Raw genomic sequence first — 24,954 nt, forward strand, 5'->3', positions numbered from 1 at the left:
TCCTGCATCAGCGGGATCAGCTCGCGGGCGACAAAGGGGAAGGTCACGAAGATGGTGGCGAGCACGATGCCCGTGGCCGTGAACACGACCTTGATGCCGAGCGCCTCGAGCGTCGGGCCGAACCAGCCATGGACGCTATAGAGCAGCACATAGATCAGGCCGGAGATGACCGGCGAGACCGAGAAGGGCAGGTCGATGAACGTGATCAGCAGGCTCTTGCCGCGGAACTCGAACTTGGCGATGGCCCAGGCGGCGCAGAGGCCAAACACCACATTGAGCGGTACCGCGATCGCCGCCACCAGAAGCGTCAGCCGGACCGCGGCCAGCGCGTCCTTGTCGCTGATGGCCGAGAGATAGGCGTCGATGCCCTTGGCGAGAGCGCCGATGAAGACCGAGGCGGTCGGCAGCACCAGCATGGCAAGGAGGTAGCCCACCACGATCAGAACGAGGAGCCAGCGCACCCAGCCCGGTTCGGTGGTCGGATCGCGGCGGCGACGGGCGGACGCTGGCGGCTTGGCGGCGTTCACGAGCGAGCCTCTTCATGGCGGCGGGCCCAGCGCTGCAGCAGGTTCAGGACCAGCAGCATCAGGAAGGAGACCGCGAGCATGACCACGGCGATCGCGGCGGCGCCCGCATAGTCATATTGCTCGAGCTTGATGACGATCAGCAACGGCGCGATCTCGGATTTCATCGGCATGTTGCCGGCGATGAAAATGACCGAGCCGTATTCGCCGACGGCGCGCGCGAAGGCCAGCGCGAAGCCGGTCAGGAGCGCCGGCGCGATCGTCGGCAGGATCACATAGCGGAAAGTCTTGATGCGCCCCGCGCCCAGGCTGGCGGAGGCTTCCTCGATCTCGCGCTCGAGATCCTGGAGCACCGGCTGCACCGTTCGCACCACGAAGGGCAGGCCGATGAAGGTGAGCGCCAGCGCCACGCCGAGCGGCGTGAAGGCGACCTTGATGCCGAGCGGCGCCAGCAGGCTGCCGATCCAGCCATTGGGCGCGTAGAGCGTGGTGAGGGCGATGCCGGCGACGGCGGTCGGCAGCGCGAAGGGCAGGTCGATCAGCGCATCCACCAGCGGCCGGAAGGGGAAGCGGTAGCGCACCAGCACCCAGGCGGTGATGAGGCCGAAGACGCCGTTGATGAGGGCGCCGATGAGGGCGGCCCCGAAGCTGAGCCGCAGGGCGGCCAGCACGCGGGGCGCCGTGACCGTGTGCCAGAAGCCCGACCAGCCGAGCTCCGCCGGCCGCAGCAGGAGTGCGGCCAGCGGAATCAGAACGATGATGCTGAGGTAGAAAATGGTAAAGCCGAGCGTGAGACCGAAACCCGGCAACACGCTCGGCTGACGCCATCGCACCCCGAGAAAGGAGCTGGCTGGCTTCATTGCGTCGGGGTGTAGATCTGATCGAACACGCCGCCATCGGCGAAGTGCGTCGCCTGGGCTTTGGCCCAGCCGCCGAAATCGTCGATGGTGACGAGTGGGATGTCCGGGAAGTCGGCCTTGTGCTTGGCCGCGACGGTCGGATCGGTCGGACGGTAGTAGTTCTCGGCCACCAGCTCCTGCGCCTCCGGCGAATAGAGATACTTCAAATAAGCCTCGGCAACTTTCCGGGTTCCGTGCTTGTCGACGACCTTGTCGACGACGGCCACGGGCGGCTCGGCCTTGATGCTGAGGCTGGGGACCACGATCTCGAACTGATCCGGGCCCAGCTCCTTCAGCGCGAGGAAGGCTTCGTTCTCCCAGGCGAGGAGGACGTCGCCGATGCCGCGCTGCACGAAGGTGGTGGTGGCGCCGCGCGCACCGGTATCAAGCACCGGCACATGCTTGAAGAGTTCGGCCACGAACGTCTTGGCGCTCTCGTCATTGCCGCCCGGCTGCTTCAAAGCATAGGCCCAGGCTGCGAGATAGTTCCAGCGGGCGCCGCCCGAGGTCTTCGGGTTGGGCGTGATGACCTGGACGTCGCCCTTGATCAGGTCGTTCCAGTCCTTGATCCCCTTCGGGTTGCCCTTGCGCACCAGGAACACGATGGTTGAGGTGTAGGGCGCGCTGTTGTGGTCCAGGCGCGATTGCCAGTTCTTGTCGAGCAGCCCCGACTTGTCGGCGATGGCATCGATGTCATAGGCGAGCGCCAGCGTCACGACATCGGCTTCGAGACCGTCGATGACCGCGCGGGCCTGCTTGCCCGAGCCGCCATTGGAGGTGTCGATGGTCACGTCTTCGCCGGTCTGCGCCTTCCAATATTTGGCGAAGAGGTCGTTGTAGGCCTTATAGAGCTCGCGGGTGGGATCGTAGGAGACGTTGAGAAGCTTGGTTTCGGCATGGGCTGCGGTGGTCACGCCGGCAAGGCCGGCCGCCACGGTCGCGGCGAACGCAAGAGACAGGATCGATCGTCGAGTGGTCATAGTCCTTCCTCCATGTTTCGTCTGCGGCGTCCAGGCGTGGTCGGTTTTCCCGATCCTTTTGGTAGTGTTAAGAATCAAAAAAAGGGCGGCTCGTCGCCGCGCTTTTTTCAGGCGATCAGATATCGGCCCCGAGATCGAGCAGAGCCGCAACTTTGGGGGAGCGCTGATTCGAAGAGCCCCGCACGATGTCGGCGAGGGTGGTGCGGTCGAGAATGGCGGCGGTCGCGTCGCGCACCTTCCGGAACACACGCCGGATCTGGCAGCTCGCCTCGTCATGGCAATCGTCGCAGCGGCGATAGGCCGTCAGGCTGGCGCAGGGCAGGGCGGCCAGCGGACCGTCCATCAAGCGGATGACATTGCCGAGGAAAATCGCATCGGCCGGCTTGGCCAGCGCGTAGCCGCCATTGCGCCCGCGAAAGCTCCGGACCAGGGAGGCGCGCTTCAGCTCGACCAGGATGATCTCCAGGAACTTCTTCGGCACCGCCTGACGTTCCGCAATCTCGGAAATCAGGATGGCTTCGCCAGGCTCCTGCTGGGCCAGGTACTGGAGTGCCCGCAGGGCATATTTCGCTCGGTGCGACAGCATGATGACATAACTCTACTCATTAGATAGGGTATGTCAAGATGGTAAGGAGCGGCCTTTTTGACCCACCGGGGCGGGGACCGGACCGAAGGGGCAGGAATCGGCGTCGCGCGGCTGCAACTCGCGGTCGTTGATGAACCGCCATCCGGGCGGCGTAGGATCATCATCTCAAGCGCCGCGCGGGTTCCGCCGGCGACACTCGGGGAAGGGGCGGAGAGTTGCTGGAGCGCCAGAAGACCATAAATCCCGTCGAACACCCGGTTCCCGAAGCCTCATCGGGGATCCTGTCCGCCTTGCTGGACGGGGCCGCGAGCCCGCTTCTGGCACCCGCCGTCATGCGTTTTTCCCCGGCGCCAGCGGCGGACCTCGCCCGTCTCCATGCGGAACTCGGTGCCGCGCTGGAGGAATTCGAGCGCCAGACCGAACGCGATCCTTACGGCAATCCGGTCCAGCTCCTGGCCTTCGACCTGTTGCGGCGGCTCGATCTCGATCTATCGCCGGCCTTGATCGAACAGCTGCTGCAGCGCCTGACGCTCCATGCTTTCGCCGAGCGCGCGCGGCGCCTAGCCAGCTATGTCGGCGACGGCGAGCCGGCGAACAATCGCGCGGCCATCGAGGCCTCGATCCGGCGGCTGGGTTTCGACCGCGCCGGCAAGCCGGTTTCTTTCGAGCGGTTTCGCGCGACCGTCGAGCGCGAGGTCTATGGGATCGTCATCACCGCCCATCCGACCTTCGGGCTCGCCTTCCGGATCGAGCGCGCGCTGGCGGCGCTGGCGCTCGATGCCGACGCGACCGGCGAGAAATTGAACCCCGCCGAACGCCAGCGTCTGGCGCGCCGCGTGATCGAGGCCGAGCATCGGCCCGAGCCCGGCATCGACCTCAAGGCCGAGCATAATCTTTCGCTCGAGGTGCTGGAGAATATCCGCACCGCGCTGTCGCAGCTCTATGAGGCGGCCTTTGCGGTCGCGGGCGAGCTCTATCCCGATCGCTGGATGGAGCTACGTCCGCGGTTGCTGACGGTGGCGAGCTGGGTCGGGTTCGATCTCGATGGCCGCGCCGACATTCCCTGGAACGACAGTTTCTACAAGCGGCTTAAGCTGGCGGCGATGCAGGTCCGCTACTACCGCGACCGGTTGACCGAGATCGCGCCGCTGGTCGACGGGTCGACCCGCAGCGCTTTCTCCAGCCTCACGAAGCGCCTGGCGGTGGCTGCCGACGAGATGGATCGGGAGATCGAGATCTTCGAGACGGCGTCGGGCGACCCGAAGGGCGCGCGCGACCGTCTGGCGGCGGTCGCCAGGACGATGCATGAGGGCCGTAAGACCCGTCTCGTCAGCGCCGCCGAGATCGCGGCCGGGCTCGAGCAGGCGCTCGTCTCGGCGCCGGAAACCGCGCGACCGGCGATCGCCGTGTTGCTGGCCGAGGTGCTGAATCATGGGTTGGGCCTGGCTCATATCCATGTCCGGCTCAATGCCACCCAGCTCCACAATGCGATCCGTCGCGAGATCGGGATGGAAGGCGCGCCCGACGATCCGAGCCGCCGGCGCAGCTTCCATGCCGCGATCAATGCGCTGCTCAGCGACGTGAAGCCGGCCAGCATCAATTTCGGCTCGTTGATGGCGGAGCGCGCCTCGGCCAAGCGGCTCTTCATGCTGGTGGCGCAGTTCCTCAAATATATCGACGCGACCACGCCGATCCGCTTCCTGATCGCCGAATGCGAGACCTCCTTCACGCTCCTGACCGCTCTCCATTATGCACGGATGTTCGGGGTCGATGACCGGATCGACATCTCGCCCTTGTTCGAGACCATCAAGGCCTTCGAGCGCGCGCCGCGCATCCTCGACGACGTTCTCGCCAATCCCCATTACGCGGCCTATTTGCGCAAGCGCGGCCGGCTCTGCATCCAGACCGGTTTCTCCGACGCCGGCCGCAATCTGGGTCAGACCGTGACCGCCGCCACCGTCGAGCTGCTGCGCTCGCGTCTGGCCGACCTGTTGGCCGAGCGCGGCTTCACCGATATCGAGCTGGTGATCTTCGACACCCACGGGGAGTCGGTCGGCCGCGGCTGCCATTATGACGGCTTCGCCCAGCGCTTCGCCTATGTCGCCTCGCCCGAGAGCCGGCGCCGCTTTGCCGCCAAGGGCATCCGGGTCAAGCAGGAGACGAGCTATCAGGGCGGCGATGGCTGGCTCTATTTCATGACGCCCGCGGCGTCCCTGGCCGCGGTCGCGCGCATGGTCGAGTTCGCGCTCGAAACGCCGGAGGAGAAGAGCGCCGATCCGTTCTACGCCGATTACGACTATGTGACCGAGTTCTTCATCGCGGTGCGCCAGTTCAACGAGCGCGTGATGGGCGACCGCAATTACGCGACCCTGCTCGACAGTTTCGGGCCGAGCCTGCTCTACCCGGCGGGATCGCGCGCCATGCGCCGCGAGACCGAGGGCACCGCGCAGCGGCCGGATCTGGTCCATCCGACCCAGATGCGGGCGATCCCGCATAACAGCATCCTGCAGCAGCTGGGCCTGATGGCGAACACGCTGGGCGGCGTCGGCCAGGCGATCCGGAAGGACCCCGAGCATTTCCAGCGGCTCTATCGCGAAAGCCCGCGCTTCCGCAATCTGATGGCGATGGTGCGCTGGGCCATGGCTTTCAGCCATCCGGATCTGTTGAAGGGCTATATCGACCTGCTCGATCCGGGCCTCTGGCTGATGCAGGCGGCCCATCATTCGAGCGTCGGCCATAGCGACGAGCTGCGGCAGGTCTCCGACCATCTGGAGCGGCTGGGCAGCCATGAGAAGCTGACGCGCATCTTCCGCGTGCTGCAGGCCGACTATCTGGACGTGGTGGCGGGGCTGGGGCCGGAAGGCGTCGCCGCCGAGCCGCTGCTGCCGGCCGCGATGCGGCGCGATCTCCATCTGCTGCATGCGATCCGGATCGCACTGATACAGCGGATCTTCCTGCTCTCGACCCATATCCCGGCCTTCACCGACCGGCATGGGATCACCCCGGAGCAGTTGATGGCGAAGGTCCTGCATCTGGAGATCGATTCCGCCGTGGCCGTCCTGCGCCGGATCTTCCCGATGGTGGAGGAGCAGTTCGACCTGGCCGCCTTCGGCGAGCCGGCGAGCTATCGCAGCGAGGAGGCGCAATCCTACGAGGCGGAGCATCGGCGGATCTTCGAGCCGATGGGGCATCTCTACGAGCTGGTGCGCCGGACCGGCAGCGCCATTACCCACATTATCGGCGCGGTTGGATAATCCGTCCGCCACCCCAGATTCCCTACCGGCAGCAATCATCGAGTGGAGATCCTCATGGCGAAGACCGAGCGTGCCTTGATCGTCGGCGCGGGCGCCGGCTTGAGTGCCTCCCTGGCGCGGCGCCTGCGGCATGACGGTGTCGAGGTCGCGCTGGCGGCGCGGGATGTGGGTAAGCTCGGCGGCCTGGTCAAGGAAACCGGCGCGCGGGCCTATCAATGCGATGCCGGCCGGCGCGAAGACGTCGCGGCGTTGTTCAATGCGCTCGACCAGGAATTGGGCGGGGTCGATCTGGTCGTCTACAATGCGAGCCGGCGCACCCGCGGGCCCTTCGTCGAGCTGGATCCGGTCGAGGTCGAGCAGACGATCATCGTCAGCGCCTATGGCGGCTTCCTCGTGGCGCAGGCCGCGGCCAAGCGCATGCTGAAGCAGGGCCATGGCAGCATCCTCTTCACCGGCGCCTCGGCGAGCGTGAAAGGCTATGCCCAGTCGGCGCCCTTCGCGATGGGCAAGTTCGCGCTGCGGGGTTTGGCGCAGAGCATGGCGCGCGAGCTGGCGCCCAAGAACATCCATGTCGCCCATTTCGTCATCGATGGCGGCATCGGGAAGGACCCGGACGGCGAGTCGCGACTCGATCCAGACGCCATCGCCGATACCTATCTTCATGTCCATCGCCAGCCGCGCAGCGCCTGGACCTGGGAGGTCGAGCTTCGCCCCTGGGTCGAGCGATTCTGAAAAAGGCTGGAAAGCAAGGCAGTTAGCGCGCCTGCGCTTGCCGCCGCGGGGGTCACGAGGGTAGGGTCGGCCAAGGGCCGTTCGCCGGGGATTGGGACATCGAGTCCAAGGGGCGATGGCGACCGGGAACGGGGCGATGGCCGGCGATCTCTTCGACTCTGAACTGGCGGAACATCTGGCGGTGGCGCAGGCCGTCCGCGGCGGATTGGCGACGCCCTTCGCCGCGATGCGCAAGCTCTGGCTCTCGACCATCCAGGGCGGCGGCAAGATTCTCCTCTTCGGCAATGGCGGCAGCGCCGGCGACGCCCAGCATCTCGCGACCGAGCTCACCATCCGCTATTCGCGCGACCGCAAGCCGATCGCGGCGATCGCGCTCACGACCGACAGCTCGGCCCTGACCGCGGGCGGCAACGATCTGGGTTTCGAGAAGGTCTTTGCCCGGCAGCTCGAGGCCCTGGGCCGCAAGGGCGATCTCGCCTTCGGCATCTCGACCTCGGGTCGCAGCCCCAATGTGCTGGCGGCCTTCACCATGGCGCGAAGCATGGGGATCGCGACCGCGGCCCTGACCGGCGCCGGTCCGCACAAGCTGGCGGATTATTGCGATCACATCCTGGCGGTGCCCTCGACGGTGACCGCGCGAATTCAGGAAATGCACATCACGCTGGGGCAGATGCTCTGCGCGGCGCTGGAACAGGATCTGGGGCTGGTATGACCGAGAGCGGCATGCATCACGACCCTCTGCTGGACCGGCTCGATCTCCCGCGTTTCCAGCAGATGCGCATCCTCGTCGTCGGCGACGTCATGCTCGACCGCTATGTCGACGGCTCAGTCGAGCGCATGTCGCCGGAAGCCCCGGTCGCGGTCCTGCGCGCCGATGGCGAGCGCAGCATGGCCGGCGGTGCCGCCAATGTGGCGCGCAACATCGCGGCCCTGGGCGGTCAGGCCATTCTCATCGGGCTGGTCGGGCTGGATGAGGATGGTGCGGCGCTGAGCTCGGCGCTGCGCACCGATCCCGGCATCGAGGCGCATCTGATCGAGGATTCCGCGCGGCCCACCACGACCAAGACCCGCTTCGTCGCCGGCCGGCAGCAATTGCTGCGCGTCGATCACGAGAAATCGACGCCGGCCAACCGGCCCATGGAACAGGCGCTGATCGCGGCGGTGCAGTCGGTGCTGAGCCGCGTCCATCTCGTCATCCTGTCCGACTACGCCAAGGGTGTGGTCACGGACCGCGTCATCGCCGGCGTGGCGGCGGCGGCCAAGGCTGCCGGGAAGATCGTGATCGCCGACCCGAAGTCGCGCGACTTCCGCCGCTATCACGGCGTCGATCTCCTGACGCCCAACCGCCATGAAGCGGCTGTCGCGGCTGGCATCGCCTGCGGCAACGAGGCGGAGGCGGTGATGACCGGAACCCATCTGATGGACCAGACCGGCATCCCCTCGCTGCTCATCACCCGCGGCGAGCAGGGCATGACACTGATGCGCAAAGGCCGGGTGCCCTTGCATCTGCCGGCCGACGCGCGCGAGGTGTTCGACGTCTCGGGTGCCGGCGACACGGTGATCGCCAGCCTCGGCCTCGCTTTGGCGGCCGGGCTCGAGATGGATATTGCCGCGCGTTTCGCCAATCTCTGCGGCGGCATCGTGGTGGGCAAGGTCGGGACGGCGCTGGTGCATCCCGCGGACGTCACCGGCGCGCTCCATGCACGCGCGGTCGGTATCTCCAGCAACGCCAAGATCATGGATCTGGCCCAGGCCTTGGGACAGGTCGAGCATTGGCGCGCGACGGGTTCGCGCGTGGGCTTCACCAATGGCTGCTTCGACCTGATCCATCCGGGCCATGTCACCTTGCTGGCCAAGTCGCGCGCGGCCTGCGACCGGCTGATCGTCGGGCTCAACAGCGATGCTTCGGTGCGCCGGCTCAAGGGGGCCGATCGCCCGGTGCAGGACGAACAGATGCGCGCGACCGTGCTGGCGGCGCTCGCCAGCGTCGACATGGTCGTGATCTTCGAGGAGGACACGCCGCTCAAGCAGATCGAGGCGCTGCGCCCCGATCTGCTGGTGAAAGGCGCCGATTACCGCCCGGACCAGGTGGTCGGTGGCGATGTCGTCCAGGCCTATGGCGGCAAGGTCCTGCTGGTCGACCTCGTGGTCGGCCACAGCACGACCGCCACGATCAAACGGCTCGGTCGCAATCAATGATTCTCGTGACCGGCGGCGCCGGTTTCATCGGCTCCAATCTGGTGGCGGCATTGTCGGAGCGGGGAACGCCTGCGGCCGTCTGCGATCATCTCGGCACCGCCGAAAAATGGCGCAATCTCGCCAAGCATGAGATCGTCGATCTGATCGCGCCGGACCAATGCCTCGGCTGGCTCGATCGCAACCGCCATCTGATCGAGGCGGTGGTGCATCTGGGCGCGATCAGCGACACCGCCGCGACCGACGCCGATCTCGTGGTCGCCAACAATTACAGCTTCTCGCGGAGTCTGTGGGACTGGTGCAGCCGGGCCGAGCGCCCGCTGATCTACGCGTCCTCGGCGGCGACCTACGGCGATGGCGCCGCCGGGTTCTCCGACAGCTGGGAACCGGAGGCGCTGGCGAAGCTGCGGCCGCTCAACCTCTATGGCTGGAGCAAGCATCTGTTCGACCGTTGGGTCGCGGCCCAGGTGGGCAGCGGCCGACCGACGCCGCCGCGCTGGTACGGCCTAAAATTCTTCAATGTCTATGGCCCCAACGAATATCATAAGGGGCCGATGCAGAGCGTGATCGCGCGCAACTATCCGCGCGTCGCCAACGGCCTCGCCATCGAGCTGTTCCGCTCCTACCGCGAGGGCTATGCCCATGGCGCGCAGAAGCGGGATTTCGTCACTGTGCGCGATTGCGTCGAGCTGCTGCTGTGGCTCTCCACCGCCAGCACGGCCAGCGGCATCTACAATGTCGGCAGCGGCAGCCCACGCACCTTCCTCGATCTGGCCAACGCGCTCTTCAGCGCGGTCGGTCATGAGCCGCGCATCGAATTCATCGAGATGCCGCAGCCCTTGCGGCCGCTCTATCAATATGAGACCGCCGCCGACCTGACGCGGTTGCGGGCCGCCGGCTATGACCGGCCCTTCGCCCCGCTGGAGGCGGGCATCGCCGATTATGTCGGTCATTATCTCTCGACCGGGGACCGCTACCGGTGAGGGCAGGGGCGGCGCGCCGTCCCGAGGGCAACGGCTTCGACGGATGGCCGCGGACCGCAGGGCTGCCGATCCTGCCACGGGGATCCGGCGGGTTATGACCTCACCGTCGCAGAGCCCCCGGATCGGGCGCGCCAAGGCCGCGACCGCCAGGCCTGTCGTCGCTCCCGAAAGAATTCTGATCGTGGCGCCCATCACCGTCGGCGACATGGTCCTGGCCGAGCCGCTGACGCGGTTGCTGCGCCGGCTCTATCCCAAGGCCGCGATCGACATGCTGGCGCCGCCCGGGACAGCAGACCTGGCGCCCTTCATGCCGGAGGTCCGCACCGCCCTACCGACGCCCTACGCGCCGGGCGACCTTGCGCTCTTCGCCCGCTGGCGCTTGTCGCGCCGGCTGCGCGGAGAGAATTACCACCTCGCCATCCTGCTGCCGAACTCGATCAAGTCGGCGCTGGTGCCGTTCCTGGCGGGAATTCCGAAGCGGGTGGGCTATGCGCGCGAGGGACGTGCGTTGCTCCTGACCGAGGCGCGCTGGCTCGACCGGGCGCGCCTGAAGCGCCGGATCGATCGCTTCCTCGCGCTGGCGCTGCCGGAAACGGCGACGCCGCCCTTCGATGCCCTGGCGCCCTCGCTGCTTGTCCCAGACGACGCGATCGACCGGGCCTTGGACAATCTGGGGCTGGAACGCCCCGCCGGCCGATTGCTGCTGCTGGTTCCCGGGGCCGATGAGGCGCCGGCGAAGCGCTGGCCCCCGGAGGATCTGGCCGCACTCGCCCGGCACCACCATGCGGCCGGCGGCTCGGTCTGGCTCCTGGGCTCCGCCGAGACCCGCGCGGCAACCACGGCGGTTCAGGCGGCGTCGGGCGGGATCTGCCTCGACTTCGCCGGGCGCACCAGCCTGGCCGAGGCGGTGGCGCTGATCGCCCTCGCGGATGCCGTGGTGAGCAACGACACCGGCCTGACACAGGTCGCGGCCGCGCTGGGCCGTCGAGCGCTCGTGGAGCTGACGCCGCGGCAGGCGATCGATGCCCTGTCGGCGAGCGAGCGTCGCCCATGAGCCGGCGGCGCTATTCGCCGGCCAAGCGGCTGCTGCATCTGCTCGAGGGAGCGGCGATCCTGCTGCTGTGGCTTCCGGTGCGCGTCCTGCCGATCGACTGGGCGTCGGGGTTGGGCGGATGGTTCACCCGCACCCTGGGCCCCTGGCTGCCGGTGAGCCAGGTCGGCCGCCGGAATCTCAAGCGCGCCTTCCCGGACAAGAGCGATGCGGAGATCGAGCGCATCCTGCGCGGCGTCTGGGACAATCTCGGCCGCTACGCCCTGGAATATCCGCATCTGAAGCGGATCTGGGACTATGACGCCACGACCGGGCGTCAGGGACGGGTGGAGGTCGTGGGCGTCGACCAGTTCCTGGCCCTGCGCGACGATGGCAAGCCGGCGCTGATCTTTGCCGGCCATCTGGGCAATTGGGAGCTCCTGCCGGTGGCGGCGGCCCGGCATGGGCTGCCGGTCACCGTCCTCTACAAGCCGCCCAACAATCCGATCGCCGCGGAATTCGTCGAGCGGGTCCGTCGCAATGCCATGGGCGAGATCCTCTCGACCGGCGTCCATAGCGCGATCGCGGCGGTCGAGGTGATCGAGAAGGGCGGGCATCTCGGGATGCTGGTCGATCAGCATTCGCGTTTCGGGCCGATGGTGCCCTTCTTCGGGAACCCGGTGCGCGCAGCGCCGTTGCTTGCGAAGCTCGCCCGGCGTTATCAATGTCCCCTGCATGGCGCGCGAGTCGAACGGTTGGACGGTGCGCGGTTCCGGGCGACGCTGACGCCGCCGATCGAGATCCCGATCACGGACGACGCCGCTGCCGATGTCGAGGCGATCATGACCAAGGTGACATCGATCATCGAAGGCTGGGCGCGCGAGCGGCCGGAGCAATGGCTCTGGCTCCATCGGCGCTGGCGGAACCTCTAGGATGGGCCATCCGCTCAATGCCGATGGCTGCTGGTTCGAGCGGCGCAACTCGGTCGCCGCGGCGCGCGAGACGGCCGGGCTGTTCCTCGATCGCGATGGCGTCCTCATCGAGGACGAAGGCTATCTCGCCGATCCCCGGAAAGTGCGCCTCATCCCGGGCGCCCGCGAGGCGCTGGTGGTGGCGCGCGCCAAGGGCTGGCATGTGGCGCTGGTGACCAACCAGTCCGGTATCGGGCGTGGGTTGTATGGCTGGAACGAGTTCGCGGCGGTCCAGGCGGCGATGCTGGCGGCGCTCGGCGACGCCGCCCAGACCATCGAGCTGGTGGCCGCTTGTCCGCATTATTCCAACCATGCCTGGCGCAAGCCCGAGCCGGGCATGATCCTGGCGGCGCTTCAGGCCCTGGGCGCCGATCCGGCCAAATCCTGGGTGGTCGGCGACAAGGCCAGCGATCTCAAGGCCGGCCGTGCCGCCAAGCTCGCGGGCGGCTTCCATGTCGGCACCGGCGAGGGACGGAACGAACGCGCAGGGGCGATGGCCTGCAGCGGCAACGGCTTCGCGCTGCGCTCGATCGACACGATCGCGGCGCTGGGATCGTGGCTCAAGGGCAGCGGCTAGCGCCCGAGCAACGCCGATACTGCTTCGCCGAACACCTCGTCATGACGCTCGACGTCGGCCTCGCTGGTGGCGGGGCAGGCGAGCAGCATGTTGTGCATCGGCGTGACCATCACGCCGCGGTTCAGGCACCAGAGATGGAAGAAGCGGTCGACGGCGCCGTCGGCCCCGGCCCGCGCCTCGGTGCCGGTGCGGGGCGGCGTCGGCTGGAACCGGTATTCGACCCGCGCGCCCAGCTGCGTCACATACCAGGGCAGGTCATGGTGCTTGACGACCGCGCGGATGCCCGTGGCCAGGCGCTCGCCCAGTCTGGTCATATGCGCATAGGCCGCGTCGGTCGCGACCTCGGTCAGGGTCGCGCGCATGGCCGCCAGGGCCATGGCGTTTGCGGTCAGGGTGCCGCCGATGCCGGCGACCGAGGTTCCCGGACCATAGAGCCGCTCGCGCACCTGCGCGCCGACCGCGCCCGTCATGCCGAAGACCGCCGCCGGAATCCCGCCCGCGATCGGCTTGCCGAGGACGAAAATGTCGGGCTCGAGCCCGAAGGCCCTGGTGTAGCCGCCGGGGCCGGTCGAGATGGTGTGGGTCTCGTCGATGACCAGCAGCGTTCCGGTTTTGCGGGTGAGGTCGCGCATGGCGGCGTGATAGCCGGGATCCGGCAGCACGACGCCGGTCAGGTTGGTCAGTGCCGGCTCGGTCAGGACGCAGGCGACCTGGCGGTCCTGCAGCGCCGCTTCGAGCGCCGCCAGATCGTTGAACTCGACGACGCGGCTGTCGGCCGTGGGATCGTAGGCCGGCCCGACATTGCCGCGTCGCGATCGCGGGATTCCGTTCTCCAGGCTGACGATGGTCTCGTCGACCGTGCCGTGATAGCAGCCATTGAAGACGAGGATCTTCGGCCGGCCGGTGATCTCGCGCGCGAGCCGCAGCACGAAGCGGTTGGCGTCGGTCGCCGACAGCGCCATCTGCCAGAAGGGGAGGCCGAAGCGCTCGGCCAGGAGCTCGGCGACGATGACCGCGTTCTCCGACGGCAGCATCGCCGTCAGGCCCTTGGCGGCCTGGCGCGCCACGGCGGCCGCCACCGCCGGCGGCGAATGGCCGAACATGGCGCCGGTATCGCCCAGGCAGAAATCGATATAGCGATGACCGTCGATGTCGGTGAGACGGGCGCCTTCCGCCTCCGCCATGACGGGCGGGAAGCCGCCGGGCCATTCGCTCATCCATTGCATCGGCACGCCGCCGACGAGACTGCGCTGGGCGCGCTCGAACAAGGCGCGCGCCTTGGGACGGGCCGAAACATAGCGCTCGGTCTCCGCCGCGGTCAGCCGCCCCAGGCGGCTGCGATCGATCAGGGTCATGGCGCTTCGCCGTGTCGCAACGCGCGCCTAGGCCTGGTACTTCACCTCGCCGCCGACGAAGGTCATGTCGACCTGGGTGTCCTTGATCTTCTCCGGCGCCACCGCGAAGGGGTCCTGGCGCAGGATCGCGAAATCGGCGAGCTTGCCGGCTTCGAGCGAGCCCTTGAGGTTCTCCTCGAAACCGACCCAGGCGCCCAGGGTCGTATAAGCGCGCAGCGCCTCCTCGACCGTGATCGCTTCTTCGAGCCCCATCGGGCGGCCGGTATCGGTGCGCCGCGTCACCATCGCGCCGATGATCTCCCAGGGATTGGTCGAGCAGATCGGCGCGTCGGAATGACCCGGCGCCGGCACGCCTTTGTCGATCAGGCTGCGATGCGGAAACATCCAGCGCATCGCCTTCTCGCCGCGATTGTCGATATAGGCGTCGCCGAGGCTGTACATGAATCCCGTGGCCGAGGAATCCACCACGCCCAGCCGCTTGATCCGCTCCAGGATCTTCGGCGTGACATAGCAGCAATGCTCGACGCGGCTGCGATGGTCCTTCTTCGGATGGGCCGTGAGGGCGGCCTCGATCGCGTCGAGCGCGAAATCGATGCCGCGGTCGCCGAGGCCCTCGACGCAGACGCGCAAGCCCGCCTTGTGGGCCGCCACGACGCGCGGGATCAGATCCTCGGCTTCATAGAGCAGCATGCCGGTGTTGGGCACAGGCTCGCCGGGAACCGGCGTGCCGACATAGGGCTCGTAATAGGCGGCGGTGCGGCCCGAGGTCGAGCAGTCGGGGCACCATTCGGCGCCGACGATGCGGATCCATTCGTCGCCGAAGCCGGTGCGCACGCGGCCATGGCTGTAGGCGGCGACCAGATCGTCGTCGCGCCCGTCGAGGATGACGCCGATGCGCATACTGAGCTTGCCCGCCTCGCGCAGGCGCTGATAGGCCTCGATCGCCTTGCGTGCCGTCAGGGAGTTGTGCAGCGAGGTCACGCCATGCTGCAGGTAGAGATCGAATACTTGCGGCAGGCCCGTCTCATACTCGCTGACGGAATATTCCTCCTTGAACTTCTCCTCGAGGCTCCAGGCCGCCATCTCGCGGGCAAGCCCGGTCATGCGGCCGGTCTTGGGATCGCGGTCGAACTGGCCGTGCGGCGGGTTGTGCGTGTTGTCGCCGACGCCCATCGCGGTCAGCATCGGCGTGTTCAGCACGGCGATGTGATGGTCGGTGCGGTAGATCCAGACCGGCCGGCCGTTCGAGACCGCATCGAGCTGCTCGCGCGTCGGATAGCCGCCCTGCTTCTTGTCGTTGAAGCAGAAGCCGAGGAGGGGCTTGTCGGGCGCCAGCTCCGATGTGCGCTGATGGACGAATTGCAGCAGCTCATCGACGGACTTGATGGCGGAGGGGCCGACATCGGTCCAGCGCAGCAGCGAGATGGCATGGCTGTCGGGATGGCAGTGGGAATCGACGATGCCGGGAACGACGCGCCGGCCCTTGAGATCGATCGTTCGCGTGGTGGAGCCGGCGAGGCCGGCGACATCGCTATTGCTGCCGATCGCCAGGATGCGGCCTTGCCACACCGCCATCGCCTGCGCCTGCGCGGAGGTTGTGTTCAAGGTCGCGATCTTGCCGTTCTGCAAGATCAGATCCGCAGCGATTCCAACCATGATTCCATCCCCCTGATTTCCCTGACCGATCAATCAAAGTTACCACAAGCGATTGAAAATGCACGGGGTTGGCGTCACAGAAAGGCCACACCATGTTTAATTCGAATCAGCGCATTGTTTCTCCAGCGCCGGTCGCGGACCCCCGCAAGGCCGCCCCTCCGGTGCAGCTGCGTCGCCGCCGAAAGCCCCTCGCCACTGGGCCTGGCGAGAGGCTTTCGGAGCGCAGCACCCACACGCCAACTCGCGCGCCCCGCTCCCTCACAGGAGCGGGGCGGTCCTTTTTAGGGCCGATTCTGGCGACAATGAAGCGCCGTTCATGGCGCCTTCTTTACAATTCTTACTTCAGCTCAGCGCGGTGGTTTTCCGCGGAACACCGCGATCGCATCCGCAAGGTCCGGTAGCGCGCGATTGACCGCGTTCATGCCTTCGGTGATCGCCTCGTCGGCACGCTCGAACTCGAGCAGCCCGATATGGCCGAGGCGCGGCAGGACCAGCACGTCGGGCGGCTCGCCGGCGAGCCGGCTGCGCGCGACGCGGTCGAGCATGATGTTGAGCGACTGCACCATGACCGCGAACATGCTGGGCACATCACCGCTGCGGCCGAAGACGCGCTGCAGGATGCTGGTGAAACGCGAGGTTCGTCCCGTCGCCGCTTCCATGGCCGACAGCTCGCCCTGGAGATCGATGCCGCCTTCGCGCTGAAGATCGGAGCTCGACGCACGGGCGCGACCGATGAGGTCGGAGTGAAGATTGACCGCGATGACGATATGGGCGCCGAGCGCACGGCAGACGGAGACCGGTACGGGATTGATGAGCGCGCCATCGACCAGCCAGCGGCCTTCGCGCCGTGCCGGCGCGAAGATGCCGGGCAACGAGATCGAGATGCGCAGCGCCTCGACCAGATTGCCGTCCCGAATCCAGACTTCGTGACCGGAAGCCAGATCGGTGACGACGGTGGCGAAGGGGGCGGGCAAGTCCTCGATCCGCAGGTCGCCCAGATGGCGCGCGATGTTCTCCGTCAGGCGATTGCCGCTGATGAGGCCGCCGCGGGCCATCTGGAAGTCGAGATAGCTCATGACCTTGAGCCGGGTCAGGTCCCGCGCCCATTGCTCCAGCACGTCGAGCTTGCCGGCGAGATGAACACCGCCGACGAGGGCACCGATCGAGGTGCCGCAGATCACGTCCGGCTTGACGCCCGCGGCTTCGAGCGCGCGGATCACGCCGATATGCGCCCAGCCGCGCGCGGCCCCGCTGCCGAGTGCCAATCCGATCCGCGGCAGGGTGAAGGGCGCCGGGACCCCTTCCGCCAGCACAACGCTCATGGGCCCCCTTCCACGAGGATCTGGCGCACGATCTTCAAGGCCTCGGCGCGCGGCATGCCGACCTGGAGGCGCGGGCTGTAGAGGAGCCGGACCAGGAGTTCGTCATCGTCGGTCAAGGTGACCTGGGGGCTGTGATCGTTGAAGACCGACGGAAAGACCTTGTCGGAATCGTTCGGCAGCCCCAGCACCTGGGTGGTCTCTTCGATCACGCAATCCTTCAATTTGCCCCGCGACATGACCTCGTCGATGGGAATGCCGATCACGGCGTAATTGATCTGCAGCGCATCCTGGACGCTGAACATGCCGAAGCAGAGGGAACCCTGCAGGTCTTTCCAGCCGCTGAGGGGTTGCGCGAGATATTTGTTCACCGAGCCGATCAATCGATCCTGGGTATCGAATACGAACATCAAATTGCCGTCGGCAGCCTTGGGAACGAACTCGATCTTCAAACCCGTCAAACGTCTCAGCAGCGCCACATGTTCCTCGAGTTCCTTGCGTTCGAGATCCAGAGGGCCAGCGCGGGCATCGAGGAAGATCCGGACAGGGGCGATCCATTTGTGGATCTTCGCGTCCATCGGCGTGCCGAATTCGGTATTGAAGATGATCAGGTCGAAGTCCGTCACCAGCCGGTCGACGCGCTCGCCGCCGGCGCCCGTGAGCAGGGGTACGAGAAGGATAACGAACCAGCTTCGCCGCCAGCAACGCGACAAAGCGGCCGCCCAGCGGCCCATCAATGAAATTGCCGCCATCTTCAATCCCGGCGTCCGGTTGGATCCCCTCGGTGGCCGGGTCAGTCGAGCCAGCTCGCACTCTGATGCACCTCGATCAGGGTCGGGCCGTCGGCCACGAAGGCGTCGGTCAGGGCTTTCTTCAACTGGGCGGCGCTGGTGGGCTTCGCGACATGGGCACCGAAGGCCTTGCCCAGCATCTGGAAGTCCGGATTGCGCGGCTTCACCGCGATCTCGGGGATGCCCCTATGGATCATATCGCCCGCGATCTGGCCCAGCGCGTCGTTGTTCCAGAGCAGGATGGCGATCGGGAGCTTGAGCTCCACGGCGGTCGCCAGCTCCTGCACGGTGAAGAGGAACCCGGCATCGCCGGCCATCGCCACGCAGGCGCTTTCGGGGCGGGCCAGCTTGGCGCCGATGGCGGCGGGCAACGCGTAGCCCAGCGTGCCGAAGCCCACCGGATGGAACCAGCAGCGCGGCTGGCTCATTGGGAAATAATGGTTCGCGGTATAGGCGATCTGCGTCATGTCCGAGGCGATCATGCCGTCCTCGGGCAGGACCGCGCGGATGGCATCCAGCACTTTGCCATGCTTCAGCTGCAGCTTGCCCAGGCTGGCATGATTCTCCTTGCGCAGCCGGGCGAGCTCTTCGGCCGGTATGCGGCTGGACGAGCCCTTGCCGCCGAGCTCGGCGGCGATCGCATCGAGCGATGGACCGGCGTCGGCCAGGATGGGTACGGTTGCCGGGTAGTCGCGCGCCATCGTGCGGGCATCGATATCGATGCGGATCAGCTTGCCTTTGATATCGAGACGGTCCACCCAGCTGTCCGTCTCGGCGAGCTCGGTGCCGACCGCCAGCACCACGTCGGCCGAGGCCAGCAGCGCTTGGGTTCCCTCGGTCAGCAGCGTGGCGCCGACGCAGAGCGGATGATCGTCGGGCAGCACGCCCTTGGCCGCGACGGTGACGATGACGGCGCTGCTCGTCAGTTCCGCGAGGCGGCGTACCGAGGCCGCGCAATCGACCGTGCCGCCGCCGACCAGCATCAAAGGCCGCTTGGCCTCGCGCAGCAGTTTTGCGGCAGCGCGGATGGCGTCGGGGGAGGGGGCCGGCTTCGCGCGGCTGGGGCCGGGCGTTTCGATGCGCACCGCCGGCGCCGCGAGGAGGTCGAGCGGCACCTCGATATGGACCGGGCGCGGACGCTGGCTGGCGAAGCGGTCGAAGGCATCGGCCATGGCCAGGGGCAATTCGCTGGCGGCGCGCAGGCTGTGGCTCGCGGAGACCAGCGGCGCGATCGCCGCCTGCTGATCGGTGATCTCATGGAGACGGCCGCGGCCGCGGCCGAGATCGTCGCGGCCATTGACGCTCGAGAGCATCAGCACCGGCACGGAGTCGGAGAAGGCCTGACCGATCGGCGTGGCGGCGTTGGTGACGCCGGGGCCGGTGATGACGCAGCAGACGCCCGGACGACCCGAGGCGCGCGCATAGCCGTCCGCCATGAATCCGGCGCCCTGCTCGTGGCGCACACCGACATGACGGATCGTGCTGTCGGCGAGGCCGCGATAAAAATCCAGCGTGTGGACGCCCGGAATTCCGAAGACGGTATCGACGCCATATTGTTCGAGCAGCGCGATGGCGGCCTGGCCGCAGGTCATGTTCGTGGTCATTCTTCGTCCTTGAAGCGGGGATTTAGCTCAAAAGCGGCACAAATCTTCGACATTCCAGTCAGGATTCCAGCGGGCCGCAGCATGAACCGGTGCCTGCTTGCGGGCAAGCTGGGGCTGCCGCATCTTATCCCGGTTATTCATTCTATCCACAGCTTCCCATGGCGGGATCGTTGCCTCACCATGCGCTCCGATTCTGGGCCTGGAGGAATGGCGTTGGTAAGTCCCTATCTGGCAAAGCCGTTACGGACCGTCGATGAAGTGGTGCGCGAACAGGAATCCGCGCAGCGCCAGCGGCTGTCCCACACGGAAGGCCATGCGCTGCTGGAGCCCGAGCCCGGCCGCGCCGCCAGGACCGTGCGCGCGTCCCGGGAGACCGACGGCGTCCGCCGCGGCCCGCGCGCGTCGATCGAGTAGCAATATCCGGGTCTCCCTCTGACGGCCGCTGCCCTGCCTCGCGTGTTGCCTCCTTTGGCATTCGCGGGTTATGGCTTGGCCTTCGCAGTTCCAGAATGGCTGCGAAAGCGCCGTGCTTTGCGGTCTCGATGGTAAATCGCAGGATCCGACCATGACCGAATCCGCTCCGGAAAACGGTGTTGCCCGCGTCTCCTGGACGCGCTGGCTGCTGGTTCTGCCGTTCATCGCCATTCTCTGGGTGCCGTTCTACAACGGCGTCGATCCCAAGCTCTGGTCGATCCCGCTTTTCTATTGGTACCAGCTGCTCTGGGTCCTGCTCTGCGCCGCCATCGTCGGCATCGTCTACAGGGCCGAGCACAAACCTTCCTGAACGCCACCCTCACGCTTCGAGACAGAGCCGGATTCCACCATGGCCGTGAACTGGGTCGCCCTGACCGTTTTCGTTCTGCTTTTTCTGTTCGTGACGCTGCTCGGTTTCGTCGCCGCGCGATGGCGCCGCGGCGATCTCAATCTCCTGCATGAATGGGGTCTGGGCGGGCGCCGTTTCGGCACCTTCGTGACCTGGTTTCTGCTCGGCGGCGATCTCTACACGGCCTACACCTTCGTGGCCGTTCCGGCGCTCATGTTCGGGGCAGGGGCGCTCGGCTTCTTCGCCATCCCCTATACGGTCATGATCTATCCGATCCTCTATCTGATCTTCCCGGCGGTCTGGCGGGCCGCGCGCGAACGAGGCTGCGTCACGGCGGCCGATCTGGTGCAGAGCGAGTTCGGCAACCGCTGGCTCTCGCTGGCCGTCGCGATCACGGGGCTGGTGGCGACGATGCCCTATATCGCGCTCCAGCTCGTCGGCATGCAGGTCGTGATCGGCGCCCTGGGCATCGAGACCTCCGGCCTGTCCGGCGATCTGCCGCTCATCATCGCCTTCGTGGTTCTGGCGGCCTCACCTATACGAGCGGCTTGCGGGCGCCGGCCATGATCGCGGTGGTCAAGGATCTGCTGATCTATGTCACGGTGCTGACGGCGATCGTCATCGTGCCGATTCATCTGGGCGGCTTCGAGAAGATCTTCTCGGCCGTTCCCGCCGCGAAACTGACGCTGCCGGAGCCCCCGGCGGGCAGCCTCGGCAGCCTCAGCAGCTATGCGACGCTGGCGCTGGGTTCGGCGCTCGCCTTGTTCCTCTATCCGCATTCGCTGACCGGAATCCTGTCGGCATCGAGCGAAAGGGTGATCCGCCGCAATGCGGCGATGCTGCCGGCCTATTCGATCATGCTGGGGTTTCTGGCGTTGCTGGGCTTCATGGCGATCGCGCTCGGGGTCCAGTCGATGCCGGAGTTCGCCGACGGCTTCACGCGCTATGGCAACAATTTCTCCGTCCCGGCGCTGTTCCTTGCGACCTTTCCCTCCTGGTTCGTGGGGGTTGCCTTCGCCGCCATCGCCATCGGCGCGCTGGTGCCGGCCTCCATCATGTCGATCGCGGCGGCGAACACCTGGACGCGAAACGTCCATTGCGCATTCTTCCGGCCTCTTGCCTCGGAGGCCGAGGAAGCGCGTGTCGCCAAGCTCGTCTCGCTGATCGTGAAGGCGGGGGCCCTCGTTTTCATCTTCGCCCTTCCGCTCCAATATGCCATCCAGCTGCAATTGCTCGGGGGCATCTGGATCATTCAGATCCTGCCCGCGGTCGTCCTCGGCCTGCGCTGGCGCTTCCTCAATGGCGGAGCGCTGCTGATCGGCTGGACCGTGGGCACGGGCCTCGGGACCTGGATGGCGTGGCTCCAGGCCTTCAAGGGTGCCACCTACGCCATCACGGTGTTCGGCTTGGCGATCCCGGGCTATGCCGCCGTCTACTCGGTCGTCGTCAACATCCTGGTCGCCGTCATTCTGTCCCTGATTTTCGGGGCCGCCGGATGGACCGGTCGTGCGGCGCAGGCGTCACGAGCCTGAGTTCTCGCCAGCGCAGATCGAGAGTCGTTGCCTCCTTCCTGAAGCGCTGTTAAGGCTCGGGGCCAGGCGGTCGGTGACCGCGTCGCGACCCCTAAGGACGGCAAACTCATGCTGGCGACTCTCAGCGCCATTATCCTGCCGATCCTGATCGTCTCGGCGCTGGGATTCGTCTGGGGCCGGATGGGCCACCAGCTCGAGCCGCGGCTGGTCACGGCGCTGGTGACGACCATCGGCACGCCGAGCCTGGTGGCGAGCACGCTGACCGGCCTCACCGTCGACACGACGATCCTCGGCCAGATGGTGCTGGTCGCCTTCTCGGTCTTTGCCGGCTTCGCGGTGCTGGGGATCCTCGTCTGCAAGGCGATGAAGCTGCCGCTCCACTCCTTCCTGCCGTCGCTGATGTTTCCCAACACCGGCAATATGGGGTTGCCGCTGGTGCTGTTCGCCTTCGGGCAGAGCGGGCTGGCGCTCGCGATCGTGTTCTTCGTCGTCTCCATCACCCTGCAATTCACCATCGGGATCGGGATCGCATCGGGCAGCGCCGATCCGCGCCGGCTGCTCAAGATGCCGCTGATCTATGCGGTCGTGTTCTCGCTGATATTCGTCGTCACCGATTGGCCGGTCCCGCTCTGGCTCTCCAACACCTTGAGCCTGTTGGGCGGTCTCACCATTCCCCTGATGCTGATCGCGCTCGGCGTCTCGCTGTCCCAGCTCCATGTTCGCTCGCTGGGACGCGCCGCGATCCTTTCGGCGGTCCGGCTTGGCGGGGGCTTCCTCGTCAGCTACGGGGTGGCACGGGCCTTCGGCCTGGAAGGGGCGGCGCTCGGTGTCGTGGTGCTGCAATCGACCATGCCAGTCGCGGTCTTTAACTATCTGTTCGCCGAGCTCTATCGCCGCGAACCGGAGGAAGTTGCTGGAATCGTTGTAGTTTCAACAGTGATGTCGTTTGTCACATTGCCGCTCCTGATCCTGTTCGTGCTATAGCTGGCCCGGTTCGAAGTGATTGCCCTTGCTCGGTAAAGATCACGCCCGGTGAAATTCATTCCCGCCAAGTTTCGCAAGAGCCCGGCCGTCCGGCGCGTCCGTGAGATCCCCAATCTCTGGATCCCGCTGAGCGACGGGACGCGGCTGGCGGCGCGGGTCTGGATGCCGGAGGACGCCGAGACCGACCCGGTGCCGGCGATCCTTGAATGTATTCCTTATCGCAAGCGCGACGGCACGGTCTGGCGCGACGAGGCGATGCATCCCTATATCGCGAGCCATGGCTATGCCGTGCTGCGTATCGACATTCGCGGCTCGGGCGATTCCGACGGCATTCTCGATGACGAATATCTGCCCGAGGAGCAGGTCGATCTCGTCCAGGCCATCGCCTGGGTCGCCGAGCAGCGCTGGTGCAGCGGCCATTGCGGCATGACCGGCATCTCCTGGGGCGGATTCAACGCGCTCCAGGTGGCGGCCCGCCAGCCGCCGGCACTCAAGGCCATCATCACCATCGATTCCACCGACGACCGCTATGGCGACGACGTCCATTACATGGGCGGCGCGATGCTGCATGACAATTTCGCCTGGGCGTCGGCGATGTATGCCTATCTCTCGCAGCCGCCCGATCCGCTGATCGTCGGCGAGGGCTGGCGCGAGACCTGGCTCGACCGGCTGCAGCGCGCGCGCTTCTGGCTGAGGCAGTGGCTGCAGCATCAGCGCCGCGACGGCTATTGGCGCCAGGGCTCGATCGCCGAGAGTTATGGCGACATCACCTGCGCGGTCTATGCGATCGGCGGCTGGGAGGATGGCTACAGCAACGCGGTGCCGCGTCTGCTCGAAGGGTTGCAGGCGCCGGTCAAAGGGCTGATCGGTCCCTGGGGCCATGCCTTGCCGCACAGCGCCTATCCGGGGCCCTCGATCGGCTTCCTGCAGGAATGCCTGCGCTGGTGGGATCACTGGCTCAAGGGCGTCGAGACCGGGATCATGAGCGAGCCGCGCTACCGGGTCTGGATGAATGAGAGCTTCCGTCCCGCGGCCTTTGCGGAGACCCGGGCGGGGCGCTGGGTCGCCGAGCCCGGCTGGCCGGGCGGCCGGATGGCACCGCGCGCCTTCTATCTGACCGAGGCGGGGCAGCTGACCCGCGCCGGCCTGTCGGAGACCGCCGGCGAGGCCAAGACTTTCTCGATCCAATCGCCGCTCACGGTCGGCACCGGCAGTCTCGAATGGTGCTCCTATGGCGGGCGCGGCGGCGACCTGCCGACCGATCAGCGCGGCGACGATGCGGGCTCGCTCTGTTTCGACAGCGCGCCGCTGTCGGAACGGTTCGAGATCCTGGGCGCGCCGGTGCTGGATCTGGAATTCAGCGTCGACAAGCCGGTCGCGACGATCTGCGTGAGGCTCTGCGATGTCTGGCCGGATGGCGCCTCCGCGCGCGTGACCTTCACGCTCTTCAACCTGACTCATCGCGAGGATCACGGCGCACCGACGGCCCTGATCCCGGGCCAGGTCTATCGCGCCAGGATCGCGCTCAATCATATCGCGCATGCCTTCCTGCCGGGCCATCGCGTCCGCCTCGCGATCTCGACCGGCCATTGGCCGATGATGTGGCCGGCCCCGCAGCTCTTCACCTTGACGCTGAATGGCGGGGGCTGCCGGCTCGACTTGCCGCAGCGCAAGGCCGGCAAGGCCGACGCGCAACTGGCCGACTTCGCGCCGCCGGCGGCGGCACCGGGCCCTCGTGAGGAGGGCTTGCGTCCCGACAGCACACGCCGGCGCGTCGATACCGACGTGGGCAGGGGCGAGACCACCGTGACCATGGTGAAGGACGCCGGCGCCACCAAGCTGCTCGATATCGACCTTACCGTCGACAACGACACGGTCGAGACCTACCGCATCCGCCATGACGACCCGACCAGCGCCGAGGGCCTGACGCGCTATCGCCACCGGCTGACGCGCGGCGACTGGCGGATCGAGACCCGGACCACCACCAGCCTCAAGCTCACCGCGACCCATTTCGTGGTCAGCGCCGAGCTCGAGGCCTATGAGGGCGAAGAGCGGATCTTCTGCCGCAATGAGAGCTTCACCCTGCCGCGCGATCTCGTCTGAGGCGGGAGGATGACCGCCGATCGGGCGGGGACTATAATCGCCGATGGAAGGATCG

The 24,954-nt window shown here is 66.8% G+C and carries 22 protein-coding genes and 1 pseudogene; 14 read left to right on the forward strand and 9 right to left on the reverse strand.

Going from position 1 to position 24,954, the window contains the following annotated elements; all coding sequences use genetic code 11:
• The 4 genes and pseudogenes from cysW to ACREE8_RS00975 all read right to left on the reverse strand — a co-directional run.
• Positions 1-527: pseudogene (gene cysW / locus ACREE8_RS00960) on the reverse strand (sulfate/thiosulfate ABC transporter permease CysW); the annotation flags it as partial.
• Positions 524-1,384 carry a sulfate ABC transporter permease subunit CysT gene (cysT, locus tag ACREE8_RS00965; protein WP_431571101.1) on the reverse strand — a complete coding sequence of 287 codons (861 nt, stop codon included), beginning with the start codon at positions 1,382-1,384 and terminating at the stop codon, positions 524-526. The gene cysT and the pseudogene cysW, both read right to left, overlap by 4 nt.
• The gene (locus tag ACREE8_RS00970) at positions 1,381-2,403 is read right to left on the reverse strand and encodes a sulfate ABC transporter substrate-binding protein (protein WP_431571102.1); all 1,023 of its coding nucleotides are present in this window, start codon (positions 2,401-2,403) and stop codon (positions 1,381-1,383) included. The genes cysT and ACREE8_RS00970 overlap by 4 nt, the downstream gene beginning before the upstream one ends.
• 115 nt (positions 2,404-2,518) lie before the next feature.
• The gene (locus ACREE8_RS00975; protein WP_431571103.1) at positions 2,519-2,989 is read right to left on the reverse strand and encodes an RrF2 family transcriptional regulator; all 471 of its coding nucleotides are present in this window, start codon (positions 2,987-2,989) and stop codon (positions 2,519-2,521) included.
• A 332-nt stretch (positions 2,990-3,321) separates the two neighbouring features.
• On the opposite strand from ACREE8_RS00975, the gene ACREE8_RS00980 reads away from it, so the two are divergent.
• The 8 genes from ACREE8_RS00980 to ACREE8_RS01015 all read left to right on the forward strand — a co-directional run bounded on the left by ACREE8_RS00980 (position 3,322) and on the right by ACREE8_RS01015 (position 12,732).
• Positions 3,322-6,243 (forward strand): phosphoenolpyruvate carboxylase, encoded by a 2,922-nt coding sequence (locus ACREE8_RS00980; protein WP_431571104.1) that lies wholly within the window; start codon positions 3,322-3,324, stop codon positions 6,241-6,243.
• A 54-nt stretch (positions 6,244-6,297) separates the two neighbouring features.
• The gene (locus ACREE8_RS00985; RefSeq protein ID WP_431571105.1) at positions 6,298-6,975 is read left to right on the forward strand and encodes an SDR family NAD(P)-dependent oxidoreductase; all 678 of its coding nucleotides are present in this window, start codon (positions 6,298-6,300) and stop codon (positions 6,973-6,975) included.
• Between the two features lie 136 nt (positions 6,976-7,111).
• Positions 7,112-7,687 carry an SIS domain-containing protein gene (locus tag ACREE8_RS00990; protein WP_431571106.1) on the forward strand — a complete coding sequence of 192 codons (576 nt, stop codon included), beginning with the start codon at positions 7,112-7,114 and terminating at the stop codon, positions 7,685-7,687.
• An 11-nt stretch (positions 7,688-7,698) separates the two neighbouring features.
• Positions 7,699-9,174: a D-glycero-beta-D-manno-heptose-7-phosphate kinase gene (gene rfaE1 / locus ACREE8_RS00995; protein ID WP_431571135.1), complete on the forward strand. Its 1,476-nt coding sequence runs from the start codon at positions 7,699-7,701 to the stop codon at positions 9,172-9,174.
• Entirely contained in the window at positions 9,171-10,154 is a 984-nt protein-coding gene (gene rfaD, locus ACREE8_RS01000) for an ADP-glyceromanno-heptose 6-epimerase (RefSeq protein WP_431571107.1), read from the forward strand. The genes rfaE1 and rfaD overlap by 4 nt, the downstream gene beginning before the upstream one ends.
• A gap of 94 nt (positions 10,155-10,248) precedes the next feature.
• A complete protein-coding gene (waaF, locus tag ACREE8_RS01005; protein WP_431571108.1) occupies positions 10,249-11,208 on the forward strand; it encodes a lipopolysaccharide heptosyltransferase II in 960 nt (319 codons plus the stop codon).
• Positions 11,205-12,116, forward strand: a complete 912-nt coding sequence (locus ACREE8_RS01010) for a lipid A biosynthesis lauroyl acyltransferase (RefSeq protein ID WP_431571109.1) — start codon at positions 11,205-11,207, stop codon at positions 12,114-12,116. The genes waaF and ACREE8_RS01010 overlap by 4 nt, the downstream gene beginning before the upstream one ends.
• A 1-nt stretch (position 12,117) precedes the next feature.
• Positions 12,118-12,732 carry a D-glycero-alpha-D-manno-heptose-1,7-bisphosphate 7-phosphatase gene (locus tag ACREE8_RS01015; RefSeq protein WP_431571110.1) on the forward strand — a complete coding sequence of 205 codons (615 nt, stop codon included), beginning with the start codon at positions 12,118-12,120 and terminating at the stop codon, positions 12,730-12,732.
• Here ACREE8_RS01015 and ACREE8_RS01020 read toward each other — a convergent pair.
• The 5 genes from ACREE8_RS01020 to ACREE8_RS01040 all read right to left on the reverse strand — a co-directional run bounded on the left by ACREE8_RS01020 (position 12,729) and on the right by ACREE8_RS01040 (position 19,457).
• Positions 12,729-14,087 (reverse strand): aspartate aminotransferase family protein, encoded by a 1,359-nt coding sequence (locus ACREE8_RS01020; RefSeq protein WP_431571111.1) that lies wholly within the window; start codon positions 14,085-14,087, stop codon positions 12,729-12,731. The two genes, ACREE8_RS01015 and ACREE8_RS01020, sit on opposite strands and share 4 nt — an antisense overlap.
• Before the next feature lie 27 nt (positions 14,088-14,114).
• Positions 14,115-15,743 (reverse strand): amidohydrolase, encoded by a 1,629-nt coding sequence (locus ACREE8_RS01025; RefSeq protein WP_431571112.1) that lies wholly within the window; start codon positions 15,741-15,743, stop codon positions 14,115-14,117.
• Between the two features lie 347 nt (positions 15,744-16,090).
• Positions 16,091-17,065 (reverse strand): patatin-like phospholipase family protein, encoded by a 975-nt coding sequence (locus ACREE8_RS01030; RefSeq protein ID WP_431571113.1) that lies wholly within the window; start codon positions 17,063-17,065, stop codon positions 16,091-16,093.
• A complete protein-coding gene (locus ACREE8_RS01035) occupies positions 17,062-17,814 on the reverse strand; it encodes a DUF2927 domain-containing protein (protein WP_431571114.1) in 753 nt (250 codons plus the stop codon). Before ACREE8_RS01035 ends, ACREE8_RS01030 begins: the two co-directional genes overlap by 4 nt.
• 41 nt (positions 17,815-17,855) lie before the next feature.
• Complete coding sequence (locus tag ACREE8_RS01040; RefSeq protein ID WP_431571115.1) at positions 17,856-19,457, reverse strand: 5-guanidino-2-oxopentanoate decarboxylase; 1,602 nt, start codon at positions 19,455-19,457, stop codon at positions 17,856-17,858.
• 207 nt (positions 19,458-19,664) lie between these two features.
• Here ACREE8_RS01040 and ACREE8_RS01045 point away from each other — a divergent pair, with 207 nt between their 5' ends.
• From ACREE8_RS01045 to ACREE8_RS01070, 6 genes are all read left to right on the forward strand, one after another.
• Entirely contained in the window at positions 19,665-19,871 is a 207-nt protein-coding gene (locus tag ACREE8_RS01045; protein WP_431571116.1) for a hypothetical protein, read from the forward strand.
• A gap of 151 nt (positions 19,872-20,022) precedes the next feature.
• Positions 20,023-20,241: a DUF3311 domain-containing protein gene (locus ACREE8_RS01050; protein WP_431571117.1), complete on the forward strand. Its 219-nt coding sequence runs from the start codon at positions 20,023-20,025 to the stop codon at positions 20,239-20,241.
• Positions 20,242-20,280: 39 nt separating this feature from the next.
• Positions 20,281-20,847 carry a hypothetical protein gene (locus ACREE8_RS01055; RefSeq protein ID WP_431571118.1) on the forward strand — a complete coding sequence of 189 codons (567 nt, stop codon included), beginning with the start codon at positions 20,281-20,283 and terminating at the stop codon, positions 20,845-20,847.
• A complete protein-coding gene (locus ACREE8_RS01060; protein ID WP_431571119.1) occupies positions 20,844-21,812 on the forward strand; it encodes a hypothetical protein in 969 nt (322 codons plus the stop codon). Before ACREE8_RS01055 ends, ACREE8_RS01060 begins: the two co-directional genes overlap by 4 nt.
• A 108-nt stretch (positions 21,813-21,920) precedes the next feature.
• Positions 21,921-22,796 carry an AEC family transporter gene (locus tag ACREE8_RS01065; RefSeq protein WP_431571120.1) on the forward strand — a complete coding sequence of 292 codons (876 nt, stop codon included), beginning with the start codon at positions 21,921-21,923 and terminating at the stop codon, positions 22,794-22,796.
• 48 nt (positions 22,797-22,844) lie between these two features.
• Positions 22,845-24,899: a CocE/NonD family hydrolase gene (locus ACREE8_RS01070; RefSeq protein ID WP_431571121.1), complete on the forward strand. Its 2,055-nt coding sequence runs from the start codon at positions 22,845-22,847 to the stop codon at positions 24,897-24,899.
• Positions 24,900-24,954: the final 55 nt, after the last annotated feature.

Source organism: Hypericibacter sp. (assembly GCF_050729195.1).
Lineage (GTDB): Bacteria > Pseudomonadota > Alphaproteobacteria > Dongiales > Dongiaceae > Hypericibacter.